The sequence below is a fragment of the Cytobacillus gottheilii genome, from assembly GCF_001636345.1.
Lineage (GTDB): Bacteria > Bacillota > Bacilli > Bacillales > Cytobacillaceae > Cytobacillus > Cytobacillus gottheilii.
In genome coordinates this window covers 1681392-1702157 of the sequence record NZ_KV440945.1, presented here as the reverse complement: position 1 = coordinate 1702157, position 20766 = coordinate 1681392, and the positions used below count along the sequence as shown (strand labels likewise).

The window sequence follows — 20766 nt, the reverse complement described above, 5'->3', positions numbered from 1 at the left end:
ATAAAATTTGTCACGATTTTCAAGCTTATGTCATAGAGTACATTGGGAGGGATGACATTGAAGCTGTTTGAAAACATTATTAATCATAAATTAAGTAATATTACTGGTGCCGAATTATTAAAATATGCGAATCAATTCCAAATTTCCGTTGCAAAAGCAGATGCAGAGAAGATTGCACAATATTTGCGAGGTAAAAAAATTAATATATTTAACGATACTGACCGTGCAAAAGTTATTAAAGAAATTGCCAAAATCGCTGGTCCTGATACTGCGAAACAAGTAAATAAATTATTTTTAATGTTTTCCAAGTAACCCAATACTTACTTAAAGAATGGCATACGCAGTCTGATACGGTTTTATATCGTATTTTAACATGTCTTTGATGCAAGCCTGCTTCGTTCTTTAATACTTTCAAATGCCAAAAAGAGGAAGCCGTATAAGACGGCCTCCTCTTTTTCATTATGAACCTTGAATATCAGTGAGCAGATTTTCATTAAAGGACTGTTCTCTCAGCATAGCGATTTCATGCTTATAAGGTGCCTTTTTGCTGTTTTTATCTTCTCCTACAAACGGTGTCTCTAATATTTTGGGAATATGAGACAGCTGCGGATGATGAACAATATAATTTAATGCTTTAAATCCGATATGGCCAAAGCCAATATTTTCATGACGGTCTTTACGAGCGCCTCTTTCGTTTTTGCTGTCATTAATATGAAGCACCTTTAATCGATCTAAACCGACTATTTTATCAAAGCTTTCCAGTACACCATCAAAATCTTCGACAATATCGTATCCAGCATCATGAGTATGGCACGTATCAAAACAAACGGATAAATGCTCGTTATGGGTGACACCCTCCATGATCATCGCCAATTCCTCAAAGCTTCTTCCGCACTCAGATCCTTTTCCAGCCATTGTTTCCAAAGCAATCTGAACCTGTTCTTCCCCATTCAGGACTTCGTTAAGACCTTCAATAATCTTTTTAATCCCCTCTTCCGCTCCAGCACCAACATGGGCACCTGGATGAAGAACGATTTGTCTCGCGCCTAAGGCCTCTGTACGATCAATTTCTGATCGCAAGAAATTTACACCAAGCTCAAATGTTGCAGGGTTTGTGGTATTGCCGATATTGATGATATACGGAGCATGAACAACAATATCAGCCATCCCGTTTGCTTGCATATGCTTAAGACCTTCTTCAATGTTCAAGTCTTCGATTTTTTTTCTGCGTGTATTTTGCGGTGCGCCGGTATAAATCATAAACGTATTTGCACCATAGGATGCCGCTTCCTCACTAGCTGCCAGCAGCATTTTTTTCCCGCTCATTGAAACATGCGAACCAATTTTAAGCATCTTCTTCTCCCCCCAGCTTACTTGCGTTTAATTCTTCTTTCGCGTTTTTTAATCTTATCCATTTCCCACTTCATTTTCTTTTTATAGCCTGGTTTTACTTTTTTCGGCTTTTGGACAAGCGACTGTGCCTTTTTGTCTGTATCGTCTGTTTGTCTTTGGCGATTTTTCCGCTTATTGCGATCGTCCAATTCAGTCCAATTGCCATTTTGCAGATCAACATGCTTAAAAGTAATACCCATTTTTTCCAGCTTATTTAACGCATCCTCGTTTGCTGGATCATAGACAGTCAGAGCAATTCCTGAAAAGCCTGCTCTCCCCGTACGTCCCACACGATGAATGTAAAAATCAAGATCTGTTGGAAGCTCATAGTTAATGACATGGCTAATTCCCTGAATATCAATTCCTCTGGCAGCTAAATCAGTCGCCACGATATATTGGAATTCTAAATCAACAATCTGCTTCATCATTTTTTTGCGTTCACGCGGATTCAGGTCACCATGAATTCTTCCGACCTTTAACCCCTTGCTCATGAGCCCATCTGCCACTTCATCTGCTTTTTTCTTCGTATTTGTAAAAACGATCGCTAAATACGGGTTATATGCCTTTAAAGCTTCAAATACAAGGTTAACCTTGTTGCGGTGGCGTGAAGGCAGCAAAACATGTTCAATTTTGCTGGCAGCCATTTGTTTCGGCTCAACATGCACAAATTTAGGATTTTCCATATATTTCTTTAAAAATGGCTTTAATTTTTCTGGAATAGTCGCTGAAAAGACAAGCATCTGAAGCTTCTCCTGCATTCTTGCCGCGATCACATCTACATCTTCAATAAAGCCCATATCCAGCATTAGATCTGCTTCGTCGACCACAAGCATATGTGCTGTGTGCACGAACAGCGCATTCTCTTTAACCAAATCTGAGATTCTTCCAGGTGTTCCAATTACAATATGAGGCTGGTTTTTTAACTTCTCGATTGTTCTTTGCTTGTCCGTACCGCCAACATAGCAGCGCGCGGCAATTTCTTCGCCTTCCTTACAATGCTTCGTGATCTTTAGGACTTCCTGATAGATCTGATTGGCAAGCTCCCGTGTAGGAGCCGTGATAATTGCCTGCAGCTCCTTTTTAGAAGGGTCGATTTTTTGCAGCATTGGCAGGACATAGGCAAGAGTCTTTCCTGTTCCTGTCTGAGACTGCCCGATTGCACTTTCCCCTTTTAATATGGATGGGATCAGCCTTTCCTGGATTTCCGTTGGCTCATAAAAACCCAAATCCTTAATTGCATCATTAATAAACGGTGTAAATTGAAAACGTTCAAATTTTGTTGACATTATATAAACTCCTTAAGGTTCAATTCTTCCAAAAACACTTCAACAACATATAATGGCTCTGTAGACACTTCTGAATTACGTTCAGATGCAATTCAGGAGGCTATCAGCGCTTTTCTTTATCCAGCTTCATCGGCTAGCCGATGAAGCATTTCTGGTCATCATGTTATTATAATAAAGTTTTGTGTAAATAACCACCTATTCATTGCATATATATTTATGTTGGTCTATTTCTTGTTTTTTTAACAAGAAAAGCTTTTTTTCCGCTGAAACCTAAACCATTCTCATATTGGCGCATAGTTTATTAAAAAGCAGTCATCTATCACAATAGACGATTCACTCTAATTGCGAATAGAAGGTTTGTGAAAGGGGGAAAAGAAATGTTTCCAGGACAACGCGGTCCTTTTCAGGGAGGAATGCCACGCAGTCCGTTTATGGGCCCAATGGGCGGGCAGCCTCAAATGGGGCAGATGATGAGGGCACCAATGCGCGGCCAAGGCGGCGGTGGCGGTGGATTACTTGCAAAAATTCTTGGCGGTGGCGGCAATAAAGCTGGCGGAGCAGCCGGGCTTTTGGGAAGCAGAGCAGCTGGCGGTGCTGGTGCAGCTTCAGGCGGAGGCTTTTTGCAGACATTGACAAATCCTGCTGCCATTAGCGGATTCCTTAATAACACCCAAAAGGTGCTTCATACTGCTAATCAAATCGGGCCAATGGTACAGCAATACGGACCAATGGTAAAGAATCTGCCCGCCATGTGGAAGCTCTACCGAGGACTAAAAGATATGCCAGATGCAGATGATACAGTGGAAGAAACAGAAGTAAAACCGGTGAAAAGCAAACAGACGAAAACTTCACAAAATATTGAATTTGCAGGTGAAGAATCTGTTGAATTTACTCCAGATAAAAAGGAAAAAAAAGGTACATCTTCACCTAAATTATATATTTAATTGCATCCACCCGCTTTTGGCGGGTTTTTATTTTTATTCAAAGATATACACCTCACTAAGCTGAAATAGACGATCTTTGAATTATTGCTGTATGTTATTATATAATAGTGTAGTATTGATCGGTATCACATATCTTCAGGTTGGAAACAGCGATCTGAGAGATAGAACGTTTCACTTGGGGAGGAAATAATATGAATCTTATTAAAATATCACCTCGCGGCTATTGTTATGGAGTTGTTGACGCAATGGTGATTGCGCGCAACGCAGCCCTAGATAAAACGCTGCCGAGACCTATATATATACTGGGAATGATTGTCCACAATAAACATGTAACAGATGCCTTTGAAGAGGAAGGGATTATTACATTAGACGGAAAAGACCGGGAAGAAATTCTGGAGAAGGTTGAAAAGGGAACCGTCATTTTTACAGCTCATGGTGTCTCTCCACAAATTCGCAAACGAGCGAAGGAAAAAGGATTAGTAACGATTGATGCGACTTGTCCAGATGTCACTCGAACACATGATTTAATTCGAGAGAAAAAAGACGAAGGCTTCCAGATCATTTATATCGGGAAAAAAGGCCATCCTGAACCTGAGGGTGCGATCGGTGTTGCACCAGACATTGTTCACCTTGTTGAAACCATTGAAGATGTGAACAAGCTAGATCTGCTGGGTGAGAAAGTGCTTGTAACCAATCAGACAACGATGAGCCAATGGGATGTTGGTCATGTAATGGACCAGATCAAGGAAAAATTCCCACACGCTGAATTTCATAAAGAAATCTGCCTGGCAACACAGGTCCGCCAAGAAGCTGTTGCTAAACAAGCTGGAGATGCAGATGTTGTCATTGTTGTCGGAGATCCGAAGAGCAATAACTCTAATCGTCTCGCTCAAGTATCCGAAGAAATTGCAGGCACTAAGGCATATAGAATTGCTGATCTTTCTGAGCTTCAAATTGACTGGATTAAAGACGCTGAGACAGTAGGGGTAACATCTGGTGCTTCTACTCCTACACCTATTACAAAAGAAGTAATCAACTTTATTCAGCAATTTAATCCACTTGACGAGTCTACATGGGTCACAGAAAAACAAGTTCCGCTCAACAAAATACTGCCAAAAATTAAACAAGTAAAATAATAAAGGTGCCCTGAAACAAGGGCACCTTTTTCCTTTATAAAAACTGGAATGGATCTGTATTCAGAGCGGATGGGAAAATCTTTACATTCCAGCCTTTTAATTCAGCCATCTCAGTAAGCTTTTGTGAAACCCCTTTTTTCATGACTTTTTCAATATTATGGCCTGGATCAACGATATTTAAGCCTGCAAGCATCGCATCATGTGCAACATGGTAATACATATCGCCTGTTACATAAACGTCTGCTCCCTTATGTTTAGCAGACATGTAGTACTTGTTGCCGTCACCTCCGAGCACTGCGACCTTCTTAACCTTATCGTTCAGGTCACCAACGACTCTTACCCCTTTAACCTCTAAGCGGTCCTTCACATACGCTGCAAACTGCTCTAACGTCATTTCTGCTATTTCACCGATCCGGCCGAGACCAAGTGTTTCTCCTTTATTGGCAAGTTCATACAAATCGTATGCTACCTCTTCATAAGGATGAGCTTTAAACATGGCCCGCAGGATACTTTTTTCTAGGTTCTCTGGAAAAATGGTCTCAATGCGTTCTTCAGCAACAGATTCAAGAATGCCTACTTTCCCGATATGAGGATTTGCATCTTCATTCGGCAAAAATTGCCCCATCCCTGAAGAAGAGAAGGTACAATGGCTGTATTTACCGATGGCTCCAGCGCCAGCATCACCCAAGGCTTGTCTTAAAGAAGCTGCATCTTCAGCCGGAACATACACAACCAGCTTTTTTAAGACAGTTTCATATGTAGGGTACAGCACTTCTGTATTTTGAAGACCAAGCGCTTCAGCCAGAAGATCGTTAACACCGCCGACTGCCACATCTAAGTTCGTATGAGCAGCATATACAGCAATATCATGCTTAATTAATTTTTCAAGCAGCCTGCCAGCAGGCGTATCCATATTTATTGCTTTTAGCGGTCTAAAAATCGGAGGGTGATGAGCAATGATAAGCTGTACATTATTAGCGATTGCTTCGTCCACAACCTCTTCGACAACATCTAAGGCAATCATCACATTTTCCACCGTTCTGCTCAAACTGCCAAGTTGCAGACCGATTTTATCGCCTTCCATCGCATAAGATTTCGGAGAGTATTGTTCAAATAGGCCAATGATTTCCTGTCCGTTCACTTTTTTCATTGCTGTATTACCTCCTCTGTGTAGTGGATTTTTTTCTGCAGTGCTTGTTTTTTCTCTTCATTTTCTTCACTGCCGGAAGCTTTTTCTAAATTCACAAGGATTTTGCGCCAGTTCGCTAATTCCCCTTCCCACTTCTTCATAAACGCAGGAGATTTTTCATTCATTAAAAACGGCCCAAAGAGCAATTCCTTTTCTAAGTGATGATATGGTGCTTCAGGATCACCTTTTTCTGCCACAAGAATTTCATAGATCTTTCCATCTTCTTCTAAAATCTCTTCAGCTATAAGCTTCCAGCCATTCTTTAACAGCCATTCACGAATGGCGATCGCGCTAATATTAGGCTGCAGAACTAATCGTTCTTTTCCTGTAAGCTTATCTTTGCCATCTTCTAAAATAGAGGCAATTAACGGACCTCCCATGCCTGCAATAGTAATGCAATCAACTTCACCAGCTTCAATTACTTCTAAGCCGCTGCCTTTGCGCACAGCAATCCTATCTCCAAGCCCTTCGTTCTGCACCTGCTTCTTTGCTGATTGAAATGGACCTTCTACCACTTCACCGGCAACCGCCCGTTTGGCAAGTCCTTTTTTCACCGCATAACAAGGCAAATAGGCATGATCTGAGCCAATATCCGCTATTGCCGAGTCTTCTATTATGTAATTCGCAACTGATTCAAGCCGCTTTGATAACTTATCCGTATTCATTATGCCACCACTTTACTATGTAGTTCGTCTGCTAAGCAGTCCTGTTTCAATCCTATAAATGATCCCTTCTCTTGTCAACCCGCCGCCCGTACATACGCTTTGGAACGCAAAAAAGCCCTTCACGAGAAAGGACTTTTTATTTTGTATCAGGGCAGACAGCATTGCACACTGCGATAAGCTAGTCAATGCCTGTCCAAATGATATTCTTAGTCTTACTGCAATTCAGAAAGCCACTCTGCCATAGCTGTTTCATTTCCGGAAACTAACCCGCCAGGCATAGCGCCTTTACCATTTGTTAAAATGTCAACGATTTCATCTTGGGACAGCCTATCACCAACACCCGTTAATGCAGGACCTGCACCACCTTGATATTGATCACCGTGGCAGCCGATACAGCTTTGCTGGTAAATTTCCTCAGGATTTGCTTGAGCAGTTTCCTCAGTTGTTTCTCCACCTTCGCCGCTAAGCTCCGCTGCAAGATCTTCATTGTCACCGATTCCTTTAAATGAAAGCAAGAACATAGCACCAATTCCAATGACCATTATAAGGACGAAAGGAATAATTGGATTACGGTTCATCATTTAACCCCCCTTATGTAAGAAGCACATTCAATAAAGTTAAGCACATACAAACAAACTCTATTTTACTTGAAAATGACGTGAAGGAAAAGACCTAAAGTGAAAGTTGTCACTACTTATTCATAAATTTGACAAAAAAAACTTGCCTAGCGGCAAAGTCTGCAGTACTTACCACCAGGCTTAGCTGCACTTGTACCACATTCCTGGAGGAGCTACTGCGCTCGTGATTTTATCTTTGCTGCTCATTTATAATTTTGTTCGTACAAAAAACTCTACCGTTACCAGTAGAGTTTTCAATTTCCATAAAAATATACAAATTTCAGCAGCCGATTTGACGGGCTATTACCATTCTTTGAATTTCAGAAGTCCCCTCGCCGATTTCTGTCAGTTTCGCATCGCGCATATAGCGTTCCACATGATATTCCTTCATATAGCCATATCCGCCATGAATTTGAACAGCTTGATCAGCTACCTCCATGCTAATTTCCGAGGCATAAAGCTTACACATTGAAGCTTCCTTAGAGAACGGCTTCCCCTGATCCTTCAGCCATGCAGCTTTATATACCATATTTCGTGCTAATTCGATTTTAAGGGCCATATCAGCAAGTTTAAATTGAATCGCCTGAAAATACGAAAGGGAACGGCCAAATTGCTGACGCTCTTTAGCATATTGCAAGGCTTTTTCATAGGCAGCCTGAGCAATGCCCACAGCCATAGCCCCAATTCCAATTCTGCCGCCATCAAGTGTGATTAGAAACTGTTTAAAGCCTTCACCTTTTTTCCCGAGCAACTGCTCAGTCGGTACCCGGACATCTTCTAGCACCAGCTCAGTCGTGTTAGACGCATGCAGGCCCATTTTTTCATAATTATCGATAATTTTAAACCCTTTAGCTTTTGTGGGGACAATAATGGCACTAATTTCCTTGCTTCCATTATGTTCACCAGTTACTGCAGTAAGTGCCAAATGTTCTGCATAGCTAGCATTCGTTATATAACACTTATTCCCATTAATGATATATTCGCCGTCTACTTCAATCGCTGAAGTCCTTGTTCCTCCCGCATCTGATCCAGCATTAGGCTCAGTTAATCCGAATGCGCCAAATGATTCTCCTGTACAAATTGGGACTAAAAATTTCTGCTTCTGCTCCTCAGTGCCAAACAAATTTAATGGAGCACCACCTAACGAGATATGAGCAGAGTATGTAATCCCTGTGGAAGCGCAAGCCTTGCTCAATTGCTCTGTTACGATGGCAAAGCTAATTGTGTCTGCTCCTGCTCCCCCATACTCTTCTGGAAAAGGCAGCCCCATTAGTCCTAAGTCCCCCAATTTCTTAAATATTTCTTCAGGAAATGCTTTCGTTTTGTCCCGCTCAAGTGCTCCAGGAGCCACTTCTTCTTCCGCAAACTCCTTTATCGTTTTATAAATCATTTCTTGTTCGGATGTAAAATCAAAATTCATCTGCATCCCCCTTAGTGTTTTGTATACGCTTTCATTATCATTATATAGGGGAATGGTGAATTTTCTCAACATTTAAAAATTTTTAAAAATAGAATATTATATAAAGATAGAAACAAGCACGGTTACAATACCCAGTCCACCAGAGATCGACAAATACACAAGGCGCCACTTCCAGCCAATAAGAATCCAAATAAGGCAATTGCAAATTAGGTTGATATAGAGGGGCAGCGATTGATTCGGAAAAAATGCTGCCGTCAGGTCAACAGAATAAAATAGCAAAATCAATGCCGAAGTTATAATGGGAATATGTAAAATGATTTCTTTTCTAGAAAAATAAAAAAATAAGGCTGCACCTAAAAAAATAAATAAAATAGCAAAGGCAGTTTGCAAAATGATAGATAATTCAGTAAAATATAATAAAAACACAGACATTGGAATAAGCAGCAAGAAAAGAAGGTTAGCACTTTTCAGAAATTTCCCATTAACGTCTTTTCTATCTTCCTTCGGCTGATTCCCTTCAGTGTAAAAGGCAAGTAAATAATCACAATACTGTTCAGGCAAAAGCCTGTTCTTCTTCCAATAATTAATTTCGTTAATAATGATGCTTTTCCTTTTATGCTGCATGATGTACACACCCAATCTACTTTAGCTGTACTGCTTCATTTTTTAAAAATAAAAATAGTTTACTTCTATTGTAAGAAGTAAACTATTCTAAGGCAATCATAATTTTTTATTGATCAATAGGTGAATTTTCCTATTCTAAGAAGTCCTTAAGTCTTTTGCTTCGACTAGGATGTCTAAGTTTGCGAAGTGCTTTTGCTTCAATTTGGCGGATACGCTCACGAGTTACCCCGAATACTTTGCCGACTTCTTCAAGCGTTCGTGTACGGCCGTCGTCAAGACCAAAACGAAGTCTAAGCACATTTTCTTCACGATCCGTTAATGTATCAAGAACGTCTTCGAGCTGTTCCTTCAATAATTCGTAGGCGGCATGCTCAGAAGGTGAAGTTGCATCCTGATCTTCAATAAAGTCGCCAAGATGTGAGTCATCCTCTTCACCAATCGGTGTTTCAAGTGAAACAGGTTCTTGAGCAATCTTTAGGATTTCACGTACCTTTTCGGGTGTTAAGTCCATATCTTCCGCAATTTCTTCTGGTGAAGGTTCACGGCCAAGATCTTGAAGCAGCTGGCGCTGTACTCGAATTAACTTGTTAATCGTCTCAACCATATGCACAGGAATCCTGATCGTTCTTGCCTGGTCTGCAATCGCACGCGTAATAGCCTGACGAATCCACCAAGTAGCATAGGTGCTGAATTTGAATCCTTTACGGTAATCAAATTTTTCAACAGCTTTAATAAGACCCATATTTCCTTCCTGAATTAAGTCCAGGAATAACATACCGCGTCCGACATAACGCTTGGCGATACTAACTACTAGGCGCAAGTTGGCTTCTGCAAGACGGCGTTTTGCTTCTTCATCGCCTTCTTCAATGCGGTTTGCCAATGAAATTTCTTCCTCTGCAGTCAGTAGGTCAACACGGCCAATTTCTTTCAGATACATGCGGACTGGATCGTTGATTTTTACCCCAGGAGGTACACTTAAATCATTAAGGTCAAATTCCTCTTCACCTTTGGCAAGTTCCTTTACGTTTGGATCTGCGTCGTCATTATCACCGACAAGTTCAATTCCCTGATCTCCAAGGAACTCATAAAACTCATCCATTTGGTGTGAATCCAACTCAAAGTTGGCTAATCTTTCTGCTATATCGTCATAGGCGAGAACACCAGTCTTCTTTCCTACCTCTAACACTTGTTCTTTTGCTTGTTCAAGGGTCAATTCTGAATCAACCTCTTTTGAACGGGCCGATTTTTCAGCCATTTGTCCCCCTCCTTCCAAAAATCACACACCGCGATTGTGAACCGCAATGTCTTCATACCATTAATGCCATATAGAAATGAGCTTTCACTCAAAACTTCTTCTACTGTGTTTCCGTAATTGATAAAATATATATTAAACAGCTGATTATAATGACTTTTGCAGCTGAATAATTTCCATGCTGATTAATGCAGCTTTGACATAATCCTTTTGCCTTTCAGCTTCTTTTGCCTCAGCCTTTTTTTCTTTTATCTTTAACATCTTTTGATAATTCAACACCTGCTTAATATAATCAGACAGCTCTTGTTCACTTACTTCATCATTAATGGTCACTAAAGCAATCTCAGCACAAATCTTACGAAGCTTATCATCGTTAATAAAATGTATAAATGCACTAGTATCTGGCGAATGACCGCTTTCAAAGTACCCTAATAAATAAGTGAAAATCGCCTGGTGTTCATCGATATTAAAGGTATTTTCACCAAGAAGGTTTTGAACCTTAAAAGCAATGTCTGCATCCTTCATCATATGAGAAATGAGATTTCTCTCTGCAGTATGAAAAGCAGGCCTGATTTTAGAGGAAGCTGGAACTGGATTCAACATGACGGGTGTATTTGAGCGTCCAGCATGCTCTTTTTGAGCTTTGCTGCTGGAGTGCTTCTTTTCCATTCCCGCAAGCTGTTCCTTCAGCGCATCGAGTGAAACAGAAAATTCCTCTGCCAATTGCCTTATATAGAGGTCTTTCTCTACAGCTTTATCAAGCTTGGCAATCTCCTTTAATACTTCTTCTATATAAAGAAGACGATCTCCTTCATCCTGCAGCCTTTTCCCCCTGCGCAAATAAAGAATTTTAAAGGCCATGAGCGTCAAACTTCCATCAATTACTTCATTTCTGAATTTTTCGGCCCCGTTTGCCTGAATATAGTCATCAGGATCTAATCCATCCGGCATCATTGCCACTCTAATTTGAAATCCTGCGTCAGAAAGCATGGTTGAGGCTCGAAAAGCAGCTTCCTTCCCAGCATTATCAGAATCATAACAAATGGTGATGGATTGTACTTGTTTTTTTAATAAGGCAATATGCTCGTCAGTTAGAGATGTTCCCATTGTGGCAACACCGTTTTCTACTCCAGCACGATCGGCTGCAATCACATCTGCAAACCCTTCAAACAGAACGGCTCTCTGCATTTTTTTCATGTGAGCTCTTGCCGATTGAAAATTATATAAAATTTTGCTTTTATTAAAGATTGGCGTTTCTGGACTATTTAAATATTTAGGATCATCGTCCCCTAGTGCTCTTCCAGAAAATGCAATCGTATTTCCGTTTCGATCATTAATCGGAAACATGATTCGATCACGAAAACGATCGAAGTAGCTGCCATCTTTTTCCCGTTTAATGATTAGTCCGGCACGCTCCATTAACCCTTCAGGAAACTTTCTTTTTGTTAAAAACTTATAAACAAAGTCCCAAGAGTTTAGACTGTAGCCAATTTGAAACTTATCAATTGACTCTCTTGTAAAGCCCCTATTCAGCAAGTACTCTAAGGCATGCTGACCGTCTTTTGTATTTACGAGCAAATGATGGTAGAATTTACTTAATAGCTGATGTGCTTCAACCATCTGCTGAAAATCAGGTGACATGGACTTAGCCGCCGCCGCCGGAGCTTCAATATCGAGTTTCACATTGCCTTTTTCAGCAAGTTCCACTGCAGCTTCCTGAAAGGAATATCCTTCAATGTCCATTAAAAACGAGAAGGCATCCCCAGCTGCGTGACAGCCAAAGCAATTATAAATCTGTTTGTCTGTTGATACAGAAAATGAAGGTGTATTTTCACCATGAAAAGGACATAATCCAAAATAATTGCGGCCCTTTTTAGTGAGCTGGACATATTCGCCGACTACATCAACAATATCTACAGACCTGCGAATTTCATCAATTTTTTCTGATGCAATAAGATCTGCCATAAGAACAACTCCTACTAGTTCTAAGAGGTATTCTATAAAAGTTATGGAATCCCTTCAACTTTCGACAAAATTTTTGTTAATGTGTTAATAAAATGTATTCGATCCTGTTTCGTAAAAGGTTTAGGGCCTTTTCCATAGATCCCTTTTTTGCGTGCTTTAGCAGAGAGGTATCTCATATCAAGCATCGTCCGGATATTTGATTCTTCGTACAGCGTTCCTCTAGGAGACAGCACATACATGTTTTTAAGAAGCAAAGTAGAAGCCAGCCCGATATCCTGAGTAATGACAATATCGCGAGATGATGTATGGTTCATTATGTAGAGATCGGCTGCTTCCTGATCACAATCAACGAACCTCCATTCTGCTTCCTGAGCTTCATTCTTCATGTGAGCATATGAAGCAACAAATACAACTTTAATTGAAAAAGCTTTTGCAATTTCGACAATTTCATCTTTAACTGGACAAGAATCTGCATCCACAAAGATGGCAGTTGTGCCTAATGACTTATTAATTCTACATCACTCCGCATTTTCCTTCTTACTGGCTTAATTTTTCAAAAGGGATATTTGTCGAATTTTTTTTCGGCTGGTTCCTTGACATCTTCCTTTAAATAGTTTATTCGTTCACTCTCAACTCTAAACCTATTTAGAAGACATTTTTATCACAATTTTTTATTATAGTACATAATTGCTGGTTTTTCCATTAATAAATAGATGATAATTGCAAATTTCGTCATTTTTTTTAATTTAGACGACTTGATCTTCCAAACTGCTTCACTTCATTAAAAAGAGCACATAATGAATATGTGCTAAGTAGCTGGAAATCTTTTACGATAATGATTCAATATAACATTGGCTGTTTCTTCCACGGCTTTATTTGTTACATCAATGACAGGGCATTGCAGTCTGTTCACAATGTTTTCAAAGTAATTGATTTCATTTTTGATTCTTTCAATATTTGCATAGCTTGCATTATCACTGAGCCCCAATGAAATGAGTCTTTCTCTTCTAATATTATTTAATTTTTCCGGGCTTATTTTTAAGCCGTAGCATTTTTCGGGCTGAACAAGAAATAACTCCTCTGGCGGGTCCACTTCAGGCACAAGCGGAACATTGGCGACCTTAAGTCTTTTATGAGCCAAGTATTGAGACAGAGGTGTCTTGGAAGTTCGTGAAACGCCAACCAGAACAATATCTGCTTTTAAAATCCCTCGTGGATCTCTTCCATCATCATACTTAACAGCAAATTCAATGGCTTCGATCTTTTTAAAATAATCCTCATCGAGTTTACGGACTAATCCTGGCTCATATAAAGGCTCCGTCCCGCAAAATGTCTGAATTTGGTCCATAAGCGGCCCAATAATATCACAGGCATAAATCCCTGCATCCTGTGCTGAAACATTCATATATTGGCGGATTTCCGGCTTTACCAGGGTATATGCGATCATTCCATTATCCAGTTTGGCAAGTGAGATTACTTCGTCAATATGTGTTAGCTCCTCAACATATGGAAACCGTTTTATAATGACATCACCGCCATTAAATTGACTTGTAGCTGCTTTTGTTACGAGTTCCGCTGTTTCACCTACAGAATCTGAAACAACATAAATTATTGGCATCTTCCCCATTCTTGATCCCCATCTCCTTTGTCCAAATTACTTTTCTCCAGCAAGTGCAACAAATGCTTTTGTCAAATTGGTTTTGGTAATTCTTCCTAATACTTCAAGACCTTCGTCTGTTTCTTTAACGATCGGCAAGGAGTCAATTTGCTTATCAATCAGCTTCTGAGCCACATCGAGCAATAAATCATCTTTCTTGCAAACAGTAATATTAGGCATTCTTGTCATAATGATATTGACCGGAATGGCCGATAGCTCCTGTTTGCCTATGCTGGCTCTTAATAAATCCTTTCTGGAGAGAACACCCACAAGCAGTGATTTTTCATCTACAACAAACAATGTTCCAACATCCTCTAAGAACATCGTTACAATGGCATCATATACGGACACATTTTCCTTAACCACCACTGGGATTGACTGATAGTCCTTCACAAACAGCTTCTGCATGTTTTCCGTCAGAAGCTGCGCTCCCGTTTTCCCTGTATAGAAATAACCCACCCGGGGTCTGGCGTCGAGGTAGCCTGCCATTGTTAAAATCGCCAAGTCAGGCCTTAATGTAGCTCTGGTTAAGCTTAGCTGTTCTGCTATATTTTCACCGGTAATAGGGCCATTTTCCTTAACGATTTCCAGAATTTTTTCCTGTCTTTTATTCAGTTCGATTTCACTCACCACCTATCTATGTACGTGTATACGATTCAATAAGACATACTATTATAGAAACATTATATACTATTTGGACAAAATGAACAGAATAGATTCCTTTTAAAATGTGAATAAAACAGCTCAATTTAGCAATGTGAAAGAGCTTGTCGCTAAGACAAGCTCATCCAACAGTTTTTTTCATGCTTTTTCACATAAGACTAGTTTGAGGTACTCTTCACTTATCAGCACTCGCGCTATTTTCAGAAGCCAGAATTTCTTTCTCTTCAAAAAGAGCTTCTGCTAAAAAGTGGAACTGCATCTCTATTTCACAATAATCTCATTTACATTTGCAAATTGACGAATGATCTCCGCAAGCTTAGCCATTTGGCTTAAACGGTTTGAACGGATGTTTTCCTGTTCTGCCATTACCATTGTATGTTCAAAATAACCATCAATAGCAGGCTTTAATGAAACAAGCAAGTCGTATAAACTTTTCTCATCTGCAATGTTCTGCAGCTGATTACGAACTTCCTCATATTTGTTATACAATTCTTTTTCATAGTTATTCTCAAATAAACGCTCTTCTACTTCTCCAACATGTACTGCTTTTGAAGAGATATTTAATACACGGCCAAGCGCTTCCATGTTTTCTTTGAAATCCGGATTTTGTTTCTCTTTTTCCAATACTTCTGCACGCTTAACCAATGAAGGCATCGAACCCAGTTCATTGCCAAGAACAGCATCAATGAGATCATAACGAACGCCGCGCTCTTGTAAGATATGCTTGATGCGCAGTTTAAAGAATGCAGAAAGATCTTTTTGTATCTCTTCTAAAGCTTTTTTCGCGATATTATCTTCCTGAACAAGCTCTAAAGCAAGATCAATAATCGTTTCAAGCGGCAGTACCCATTGTTTATTTAAAAGAATTTGCACAATGCCTGTTGCTTGCCTTCTTAAAGCATATGGATCCTGTGAACCACTTGGGATAATGCCAATCGCAAAGCAGGCAGCAATCGTATCGATCTTTTCAGCGATCGATAATAATGCTCCCACATTGCTTTCAGGCGTCCCGTCTTCAGCATTTCTAGGCATATAATGCTCATTAATAGCTTTGGCAACAGCAGGATCTTCACCCTTTTGCAGCGCATATTTTTCACCCATAAAACCTTGCAGTTCAGGGAATTCATATACCATATGTGTCACAAGGTCAAATTTCGCAATCTCCGCTGCACGATCTGCCTGTACAGTTTCATTTTCATTAAAGGATAATAACCCTGCCAGCTTGTTCGTTAACTTGCGCACTCTTGCTGTTTTTTGTGATAACGTACCAATTTCCTCATGGTACACAATGGATTCCAGCTTTTTAAGCGAATCGCTGATCGCTGTTTTTTGATCTTCATTGTAAAAGAACGCTGCATCAGACAGTCTTGCTCTTAATACTTTTTCATTTCCTTTTGCAACATTTTCAAGATGCTCATGCCCGCCATTTCTCACTGTAACAAAGAATGGAAGGAGATCTCCATCTTTTGATTTAACAGGAAAATAACGCTGATGTTCTTTCATCGATGTAATAAGAACTTCCTGTGGAATCTGCAAAAACTCTTCCTCAAACTTTCCAAAAAGAGCAGTTGGATATTCAACCAGGTTAGTAACTTCTTCAAGTAGATCTTCATCGACTGGAATGACCCAGCCATGCTCTTCCTCAAGCTGTTTTAGCTGGTTGCGGATGCCTTCTTTTCGTTCATCCGAATTAACAAGCACATACTGAGACATTAATGTTTTTTCATAGGCATCTGGGCTGGTAATTTCCATGCTTTCACCCAGGAAGCGGTGACCCATTGTCCAATTGGATGTCTGTACACCTGCAATTGAAAATGGAATGATTTCAGATCCAAATAATGCGATGATCCATTTTATCGGACGGATATATTTAAGCTCTTCATCTGCCCAGCGCATATTTTTAGGAAAAGATAAGGACGTAATAACATGCTGCAGCTCAGGTAAAAGCGAACTCGTTTGCTGGCCTTGAATAAACTTTCTCACATGAACATACTCAACACCATTAATTTCTTTATAGAAAATATCTTCGACTGTTGCTCCTTGCCCTCTGCAAAATCCAATGGCAGCCTTCGTCCATTCGCCATTTTCGTCTTGGGCGATTTTTTTGGCTGGCCCCTTTGCTTCTTCATGTACATCCTCTTGTGCTTCACTGATGCCTTCCACCATTACAGCAAGACGGCGAGGTGTTGAAAAAGCCGTAACATGATCAAAATCAATCTTTTTTTCCATCATCCAAGCTTGAATTTTATCAGAAAGCTGATTCATTGAATTTGTAACAAATCTTGCGGGCATTTCTTCAAGACCAATTTCTAAAAGGAGATCTTTTTTAGACATCTTAATTTTCCTCCTTTGCTTGCAGGATTGGGAATCCTAACTTTTCACGCTCTTCATAGAATGTTTTTGCTATTTTTCTTGCCAAGTTCCGGCAGCGTCCAATATATCCCGTTCTTTCTGTGACAGAAATGGAGCCTCTTGCGTCTAATAAATTAAACACATGTGAGCATTTCAGTACATAATCATATGCAGGATGCACAAGACCTACATCCATTTGACGATGTGCTTCTTTTTCATAAATATTAAATAAGTTAAAGAGCATATCAGGGTCGCTTGTTTCAAACGTATATTTAGAATGCTCGTATTCCGGCTGCAGGAAGATATCTCTTACAGTAAAGCCATTTGTCCATTCCAAATCAAATACATCTTCTTTATCTTGAATATAAGAAGCTAAACGCTCAATTCCATAGGTAATTTCCACAGATACGGGCTTACATTCAAGTCCGCCCACCTGCTGGAAATATGTAAATTGGGTAATCTCCATGCCATCAAGCCAAACTTCCCAGCCTAATCCAGCACATCCAAGAGATGGATTTTCCCAGTTATCTTCAACAAAACGAATATCATGCTTAAGCGGGTCGATTCCTAATGCCTTAAGTGAATCAAGGTACAGCTCCTGAATATTATCTGGAGAAGGCTTCATAATCACCTGGAATTGATGGTGCTGATAAAGGCGGTTAGGATTTTCACCGTAACGTCCATCTGCCGGACGGCGGGAAGGCTCCACATATGCGACATTCCAAGGCTCAGGTCCAATTGCCCTTAAAAATGTATACGGACTCATTGTGCCCGCTCCTTTTTCCACATCATAAGCCTGCATTAGAATGCAGCCTTGCTCTGACCAATGCTTTTGCAATGTCAGAATCATGTTCTGAATATTCATCTCACATCTCACCCTTTTTATAAAATTGATGTTAGACAACAGGGACTTAATCGTCAAAAAACTAAAAAACTCCCGTCCCTATGCCTAAATACGGCATAGGGACGAGAGTTAACCCGCGGTTCCACCCTATTTGCCAAAGCAAAAGCTTCAGCCTCTTTCAACGTTCATGTCGCTCGTAAAGTGCCCTTCCTTAATCCTTCTATCACCTAGCTCACACCACCCTAGGTTCGCTTTTATAGACTGAATTAAGTACTCCTCTTCGTCATCGCAACTATTAATATTTGAATCATAGCGAAAATCATTTTTAAAGTCAAATATTACTTTAAGAAGCCATCGAATTTCTCCATTTGATTCAAAAACTTTTTTGATTTTAAATTTAAGCCAGAGTTTTCATCATAATAGGCTGTAATGATTTTCTTCAGCTCTGCCTTTGTTTCTTCTTTAACTGATATATCTCCGAGTCTCGATAAATCAAAATAATAAAACAGCCGTAACAATCGGACTGCTGCCGGGGATAGTTTGTAATGGTATGGATCCTTTTCAAGGCAGCGATGGCAGATAAGACCGCCCTCCCGAATGGAAAAAGAGAAATGCCCATCGGTGCTTCCGCAAACCGCACACTGATTTAGCACCGGATATAAACCGAGCGTATTCAGTATTTTCATCTCAAAAATATTCATAATAATGTCGGGATCATAGCCTTCATTAATCAGATTCAGCGATTGAAATAATAGCTCAAATAAGAATGGATTTGGCTTTCGATCTTCAACACTTCTATCTAAGAGTTCTACAATGTATGCAGCATAAGCCGTAAGGAAAATATCTTCCTTAATCGATCGCATCGAGGAAATCATTTCTCCTTGCTGCATCGTGCCCAGCCCGCTTCCTCTTTGCATAAGAAAATATCCATATGTAAAAGGCTGGGTGACGGCGGAGAGCCTGCTATTCGGCTTTTTCGCTCCGCGTGCCATCATCCCAACCTTTCCCCATTCGCGCGTATATAAGGTAACGATTTTATTGCTTTCTCCATAATTCGCTGTTCTAATGACTATGCCTTCACATTTTTCAAGCATATTCGTCACCATCCCTATATTTAGACAATCCTATGAGATGGGAAAATCAACCTCTGCTAGCTCTTCGTCCTGATTTCCGGGTATATCATTTGTTTCCTTTTGCAATTCCTTAAAAAGAAGATATGTGTCAATATTACCTGTTTGCGAGAAAACCTTCCAGGTAAATTCCATCATCGATAACCCCACCTTTCCGTATTTAACTAGCAATGCAATTATGATTCCTTAACCTTATCATAGCCTGTCTTTTGAAAATCATAAGACGAAAAATTTGTAAATTAAAATCGTTCATTGAACATGAATAACGTTAATAATGTAGATAAGAGAATTAGTATTCGTCTTCTCTAAAACCGAAGTCACGCAGCTGTGTCATCTTATTGCGCCAATCCTTTTGCACCTTAACCCAAAGCTCGAGGAACACCTTAGATCCGAGCAGATTTTCAATATCCAATCGTGCCCGCTGTCCGATCTCCTTCAGCATTTTCCCTTGCTTGCCGATGACAATACCTTTTTGCGAATCACGCTCAACAATGATGGTAGCCATCACATGAACAATGTCCTTGTCATCTTTCTTTTTCATTTTGTCGATCACCACTGCAAGTGAATGAGGAATTTCTTCACGTGTCAGATGAAGAGCTTTTTCCCTAATCAACTCAGAAACAATAAAATGCTCTGGATGATCGGTAACCTGATCTGCAGGATAGTATTGCGGACCTTCCGGCATATATTCCTTCAGCTGCTCTAGAAGAGTTTCAACGTTATTTCCTTCTAAAGCTGAAATCGGCACAATTTCTTTAAAATCATACTTTTCTTTGTATGACTCTATTACCGATAAGAGCTGGTCAGGGTGAATTTGGTCAATCTTATTGATCACAAGAAAAATAGGTGTTTTAACGGATTGGAATTTTTCGATAATAAACTCTTCGCCTTTTCCAAAACCTTCTTCGGCATTTACCATAAAAAACACAACATCTACGCCTTTTAGCGTATTCTGGGCCACCTTCATCATGAAGTCTCCCAATTTATGCTTTGGTTTATGAATACCCGGTGTATCGATAAAGATAAACTGGGCATCCGCCGTTGTTAAAACTCCCTGCACTTTATTTCTTGTTGTCTGTGGTTTATCGCTCATAATGGCAATCTTTTGACCAATAACTCTGTTCAGGAAAGTCGACTTTCCGACATTTGGTCTGCCAATAATGGAAATAAACCCTGATTTATGCTTTTGTTCGTTATTCATGTAAATCCTCCGGTGAAAATGCGCCAGGCAACAGCTCTTCTACTGAAAGCTCTTTAATAGCTCCATTTAAATTAGTTAGTATGATTTTTGTATCTTTGCTGCAAAGTTCAGAGATTACTTGGCGGCATGCACCACAAGGAGCAACAGGCCCATCTGTATCTGCTACAACTGCAATTGCTTTAAATTTAGTAATTCCATCAGAGTATGCCTTAAAAAGCGCTGTTCTTTCTGCGCAATTGGTCATACTATATGCTGCGTTTTCAATATTGCAGCCATGTATAACGGTACCTTCATCCGTAAGGAGAGCGGCGCCAACCTTAAATTTAGAATATGGTACATATGCTTTTTCTCTTGCTACTTTTGCTTCTTCGATTAATTGTGTGATTTCCACTATACATTCTTCCTTTCAATACCAAGACCGAAGCCTTA

21 protein-coding genes and 1 other annotated feature are annotated in these 20766 nt (G+C 39.9%); of the genes, 3 read left to right on the top strand and 18 right to left on the bottom strand.

Annotated features, from left to right (window positions below; genetic code table 11):
- Nucleotides 1–57: 57 nt before the first annotated feature.
- Nucleotides 58–312 carry a DUF2624 domain-containing protein gene (locus tag A6754_RS08165; protein WP_066443564.1) on the top strand — a complete coding sequence of 85 codons (255 nt, stop codon included), beginning with the start codon at nucleotides 58–60 and terminating at the stop codon, nucleotides 310–312.
- 147 nt (nucleotides 313–459) lie between these two features.
- Here A6754_RS08165 and A6754_RS08160 read toward each other — a convergent pair whose 3' ends face one another.
- On the bottom strand, nucleotides 460–1353 hold the full coding sequence (locus A6754_RS08160) for a deoxyribonuclease IV (RefSeq protein WP_066443562.1): 894 nt from the start codon (nucleotides 1351–1353) through the stop codon (nucleotides 460–462).
- Between the two features lie 17 nt (nucleotides 1354–1370).
- Nucleotides 1371–2681, bottom strand: a complete 1311-nt coding sequence (locus A6754_RS08155) for a DEAD/DEAH box helicase (RefSeq protein ID WP_156495731.1) — start codon at nucleotides 2679–2681, stop codon at nucleotides 1371–1373.
- A 374-nt stretch (nucleotides 2682–3055) separates the two neighbouring features.
- Between A6754_RS08155 and vrrA the strand changes: the two genes are divergently transcribed.
- The gene (gene vrrA, locus A6754_RS08150; protein WP_066443555.1) at nucleotides 3056–3622 is read left to right on the top strand and encodes a VrrA/YqfQ family protein; all 567 of its coding nucleotides are present in this window, start codon (nucleotides 3056–3058) and stop codon (nucleotides 3620–3622) included.
- 191 nt (nucleotides 3623–3813) lie between these two features.
- Nucleotides 3814–4758 (top strand): 4-hydroxy-3-methylbut-2-enyl diphosphate reductase, encoded by a 945-nt coding sequence (locus A6754_RS08145; protein WP_066443552.1) that lies wholly within the window; start codon nucleotides 3814–3816, stop codon nucleotides 4756–4758.
- 34 nt (nucleotides 4759–4792) lie between these two features.
- Here A6754_RS08145 and A6754_RS08140 read toward each other — a convergent pair whose 3' ends face one another.
- From A6754_RS08140 to A6754_RS08065, 16 genes are all read right to left on the bottom strand, one after another.
- Nucleotides 4793–5908 carry a Nif3-like dinuclear metal center hexameric protein gene (locus A6754_RS08140; RefSeq protein WP_066443549.1) on the bottom strand — a complete coding sequence of 372 codons (1116 nt, stop codon included), beginning with the start codon at nucleotides 5906–5908 and terminating at the stop codon, nucleotides 4793–4795.
- A complete protein-coding gene (locus A6754_RS08135) occupies nucleotides 5905–6612 on the bottom strand; it encodes a tRNA (adenine(22)-N(1))-methyltransferase (protein ID WP_066443547.1) in 708 nt (235 codons plus the stop codon). Before A6754_RS08135 ends, A6754_RS08140 begins: the two co-directional genes overlap by 4 nt.
- A 212-nt stretch (nucleotides 6613–6824) precedes the next feature.
- A complete protein-coding gene (gene cccA / locus A6754_RS08130; protein ID WP_066443545.1) occupies nucleotides 6825–7190 on the bottom strand; it encodes a cytochrome c550 in 366 nt (121 codons plus the stop codon).
- A 319-nt stretch (nucleotides 7191–7509) separates the two neighbouring features.
- Nucleotides 7510–8649, bottom strand: coding sequence for an acyl-CoA dehydrogenase family protein (locus A6754_RS08125; RefSeq protein ID WP_066443543.1), 1140 nt, complete (start codon nucleotides 8647–8649; stop codon nucleotides 7510–7512).
- A gap of 96 nt (nucleotides 8650–8745) precedes the next feature.
- Nucleotides 8746–9273, bottom strand: coding sequence for a hypothetical protein (locus A6754_RS08120; protein ID WP_066443540.1), 528 nt, complete (start codon nucleotides 9271–9273; stop codon nucleotides 8746–8748).
- Nucleotides 9274–9403: 130 nt separating this feature from the next.
- Nucleotides 9404–10528: an RNA polymerase sigma factor RpoD gene (gene rpoD, locus A6754_RS08115; protein ID WP_066443537.1), complete on the bottom strand. Its 1125-nt coding sequence runs from the start codon at nucleotides 10526–10528 to the stop codon at nucleotides 9404–9406.
- Nucleotides 10529–10672: 144 nt separating this feature from the next.
- Nucleotides 10673–12490, bottom strand: a complete 1818-nt coding sequence (dnaG, locus tag A6754_RS08110) for a DNA primase (RefSeq protein WP_066443534.1) — start codon at nucleotides 12488–12490, stop codon at nucleotides 10673–10675.
- 41 nt (nucleotides 12491–12531) lie between these two features.
- Nucleotides 12532–12969 carry a YaiI/YqxD family protein gene (locus A6754_RS08105; RefSeq protein ID WP_082851645.1) on the bottom strand — a complete coding sequence of 146 codons (438 nt, stop codon included), beginning with the start codon at nucleotides 12967–12969 and terminating at the stop codon, nucleotides 12532–12534.
- Between the two features lie 329 nt (nucleotides 12970–13298).
- A complete protein-coding gene (locus tag A6754_RS08100; protein ID WP_066443529.1) occupies nucleotides 13299–14117 on the bottom strand; it encodes a pyruvate, water dikinase regulatory protein in 819 nt (272 codons plus the stop codon).
- A 27-nt stretch (nucleotides 14118–14144) separates the two neighbouring features.
- Nucleotides 14145–14780, bottom strand: coding sequence for a transcriptional regulator CcpN (ccpN, locus tag A6754_RS08095; RefSeq protein WP_066443526.1), 636 nt, complete (start codon nucleotides 14778–14780; stop codon nucleotides 14145–14147).
- Nucleotides 14781–15071: 291 nt separating this feature from the next.
- Nucleotides 15072–17144, bottom strand: a complete 2073-nt coding sequence (gene glyS / locus A6754_RS08090; protein ID WP_066443523.1) for a glycine--tRNA ligase subunit beta — start codon at nucleotides 17142–17144, stop codon at nucleotides 15072–15074.
- A gap of 1 nt (nucleotide 17145) precedes the next feature.
- Nucleotides 17146–18027, bottom strand: a complete 882-nt coding sequence (gene glyQ / locus A6754_RS08085) for a glycine--tRNA ligase subunit alpha (protein WP_066443520.1) — start codon at nucleotides 18025–18027, stop codon at nucleotides 17146–17148.
- A 94-nt stretch (nucleotides 18028–18121) separates the two neighbouring features.
- Nucleotides 18122–18302, bottom strand: a binding site (T-box leader).
- Between the two features lie 42 nt (nucleotides 18303–18344).
- Nucleotides 18345–19100: a DNA repair protein RecO gene (gene recO, locus A6754_RS08080; RefSeq protein ID WP_066443517.1), complete on the bottom strand. Its 756-nt coding sequence runs from the start codon at nucleotides 19098–19100 to the stop codon at nucleotides 18345–18347.
- Between the two features lie 30 nt (nucleotides 19101–19130).
- Nucleotides 19131–19274 carry a YqzL family protein gene (locus A6754_RS08075; RefSeq protein WP_066443516.1) on the bottom strand — a complete coding sequence of 48 codons (144 nt, stop codon included), beginning with the start codon at nucleotides 19272–19274 and terminating at the stop codon, nucleotides 19131–19133.
- Nucleotides 19275–19425: 151 nt separating this feature from the next.
- Nucleotides 19426–20337 carry a GTPase Era gene (era, locus tag A6754_RS08070; protein ID WP_066443514.1) on the bottom strand — a complete coding sequence of 304 codons (912 nt, stop codon included), beginning with the start codon at nucleotides 20335–20337 and terminating at the stop codon, nucleotides 19426–19428.
- Nucleotides 20330–20728, bottom strand: a complete 399-nt coding sequence (locus tag A6754_RS08065) for a cytidine deaminase (RefSeq protein ID WP_066443508.1) — start codon at nucleotides 20726–20728, stop codon at nucleotides 20330–20332. Before A6754_RS08065 ends, era begins: the two co-directional genes overlap by 8 nt.
- Nucleotides 20729–20766: the final 38 nt, after the last annotated feature.

Bases quoted from the DNA above. Each gene is read 5' to 3' on its own strand.
- A6754_RS08145 (WP_066443552.1), top strand. From the start codon at position 3,814: ATGAATCTTATTAAAATATCACCTCGCGGCTATTGTTATGGAGTTGTT.
- A6754_RS08075 (WP_066443516.1), bottom strand. From the start codon at position 19,274: ATGATGGAATTTACCTGGAAGGTTTTCTCGCAAACAGGTAATATTGAC.
- glyS (WP_066443523.1), bottom strand. From the start codon at position 17,144: ATGTCTAAAAAAGATCTCCTTTTAGAAATTGGTCTTGAAGAAATGCCC.
- cccA (WP_066443545.1), bottom strand. From the start codon at position 7,190: ATGAACCGTAATCCAATTATTCCTTTCGTCCTTATAATGGTCATTGGA.
- A6754_RS08120 (WP_066443540.1), bottom strand. From the start codon at position 9,273: ATGCAGCATAAAAGGAAAAGCATCATTATTAACGAAATTAATTATTGG.
- glyQ (WP_066443520.1), bottom strand. From the start codon at position 18,027: ATGAATATTCAGAACATGATTCTGACATTGCAAAAGCATTGGTCAGAG.
- A6754_RS08160 (WP_066443562.1), bottom strand. From the start codon at position 1,353: ATGCTTAAAATTGGTTCGCATGTTTCAATGAGCGGGAAAAAAATGCTG.
- rpoD (WP_066443537.1), bottom strand. From the start codon at position 10,528: ATGGCTGAAAAATCGGCCCGTTCAAAAGAGGTTGATTCAGAATTGACC.
- vrrA (WP_066443555.1), top strand. From the start codon at position 3,056: ATGTTTCCAGGACAACGCGGTCCTTTTCAGGGAGGAATGCCACGCAGT.
- A6754_RS08125 (WP_066443543.1), bottom strand. From the start codon at position 8,649: ATGAATTTTGATTTTACATCCGAACAAGAAATGATTTATAAAACGATA.
- A6754_RS08100 (WP_066443529.1), bottom strand. From the start codon at position 14,117: ATGGGGAAGATGCCAATAATTTATGTTGTTTCAGATTCTGTAGGTGAA.
- era (WP_066443514.1), bottom strand. From the start codon at position 20,337: ATGAATAACGAACAAAAGCATAAATCAGGGTTTATTTCCATTATTGGC.
- recO (WP_066443517.1), bottom strand. From the start codon at position 19,100: ATGCTTGAAAAATGTGAAGGCATAGTCATTAGAACAGCGAATTATGGA.
- A6754_RS08140 (WP_066443549.1), bottom strand. From the start codon at position 5,908: ATGAAAAAAGTGAACGGACAGGAAATCATTGGCCTATTTGAACAATAC.
- dnaG (WP_066443534.1), bottom strand. From the start codon at position 12,490: ATGGCAGATCTTATTGCATCAGAAAAAATTGATGAAATTCGCAGGTCT.
- A6754_RS08135 (WP_066443547.1), bottom strand. From the start codon at position 6,612: ATGAATACGGATAAGTTATCAAAGCGGCTTGAATCAGTTGCGAATTAC.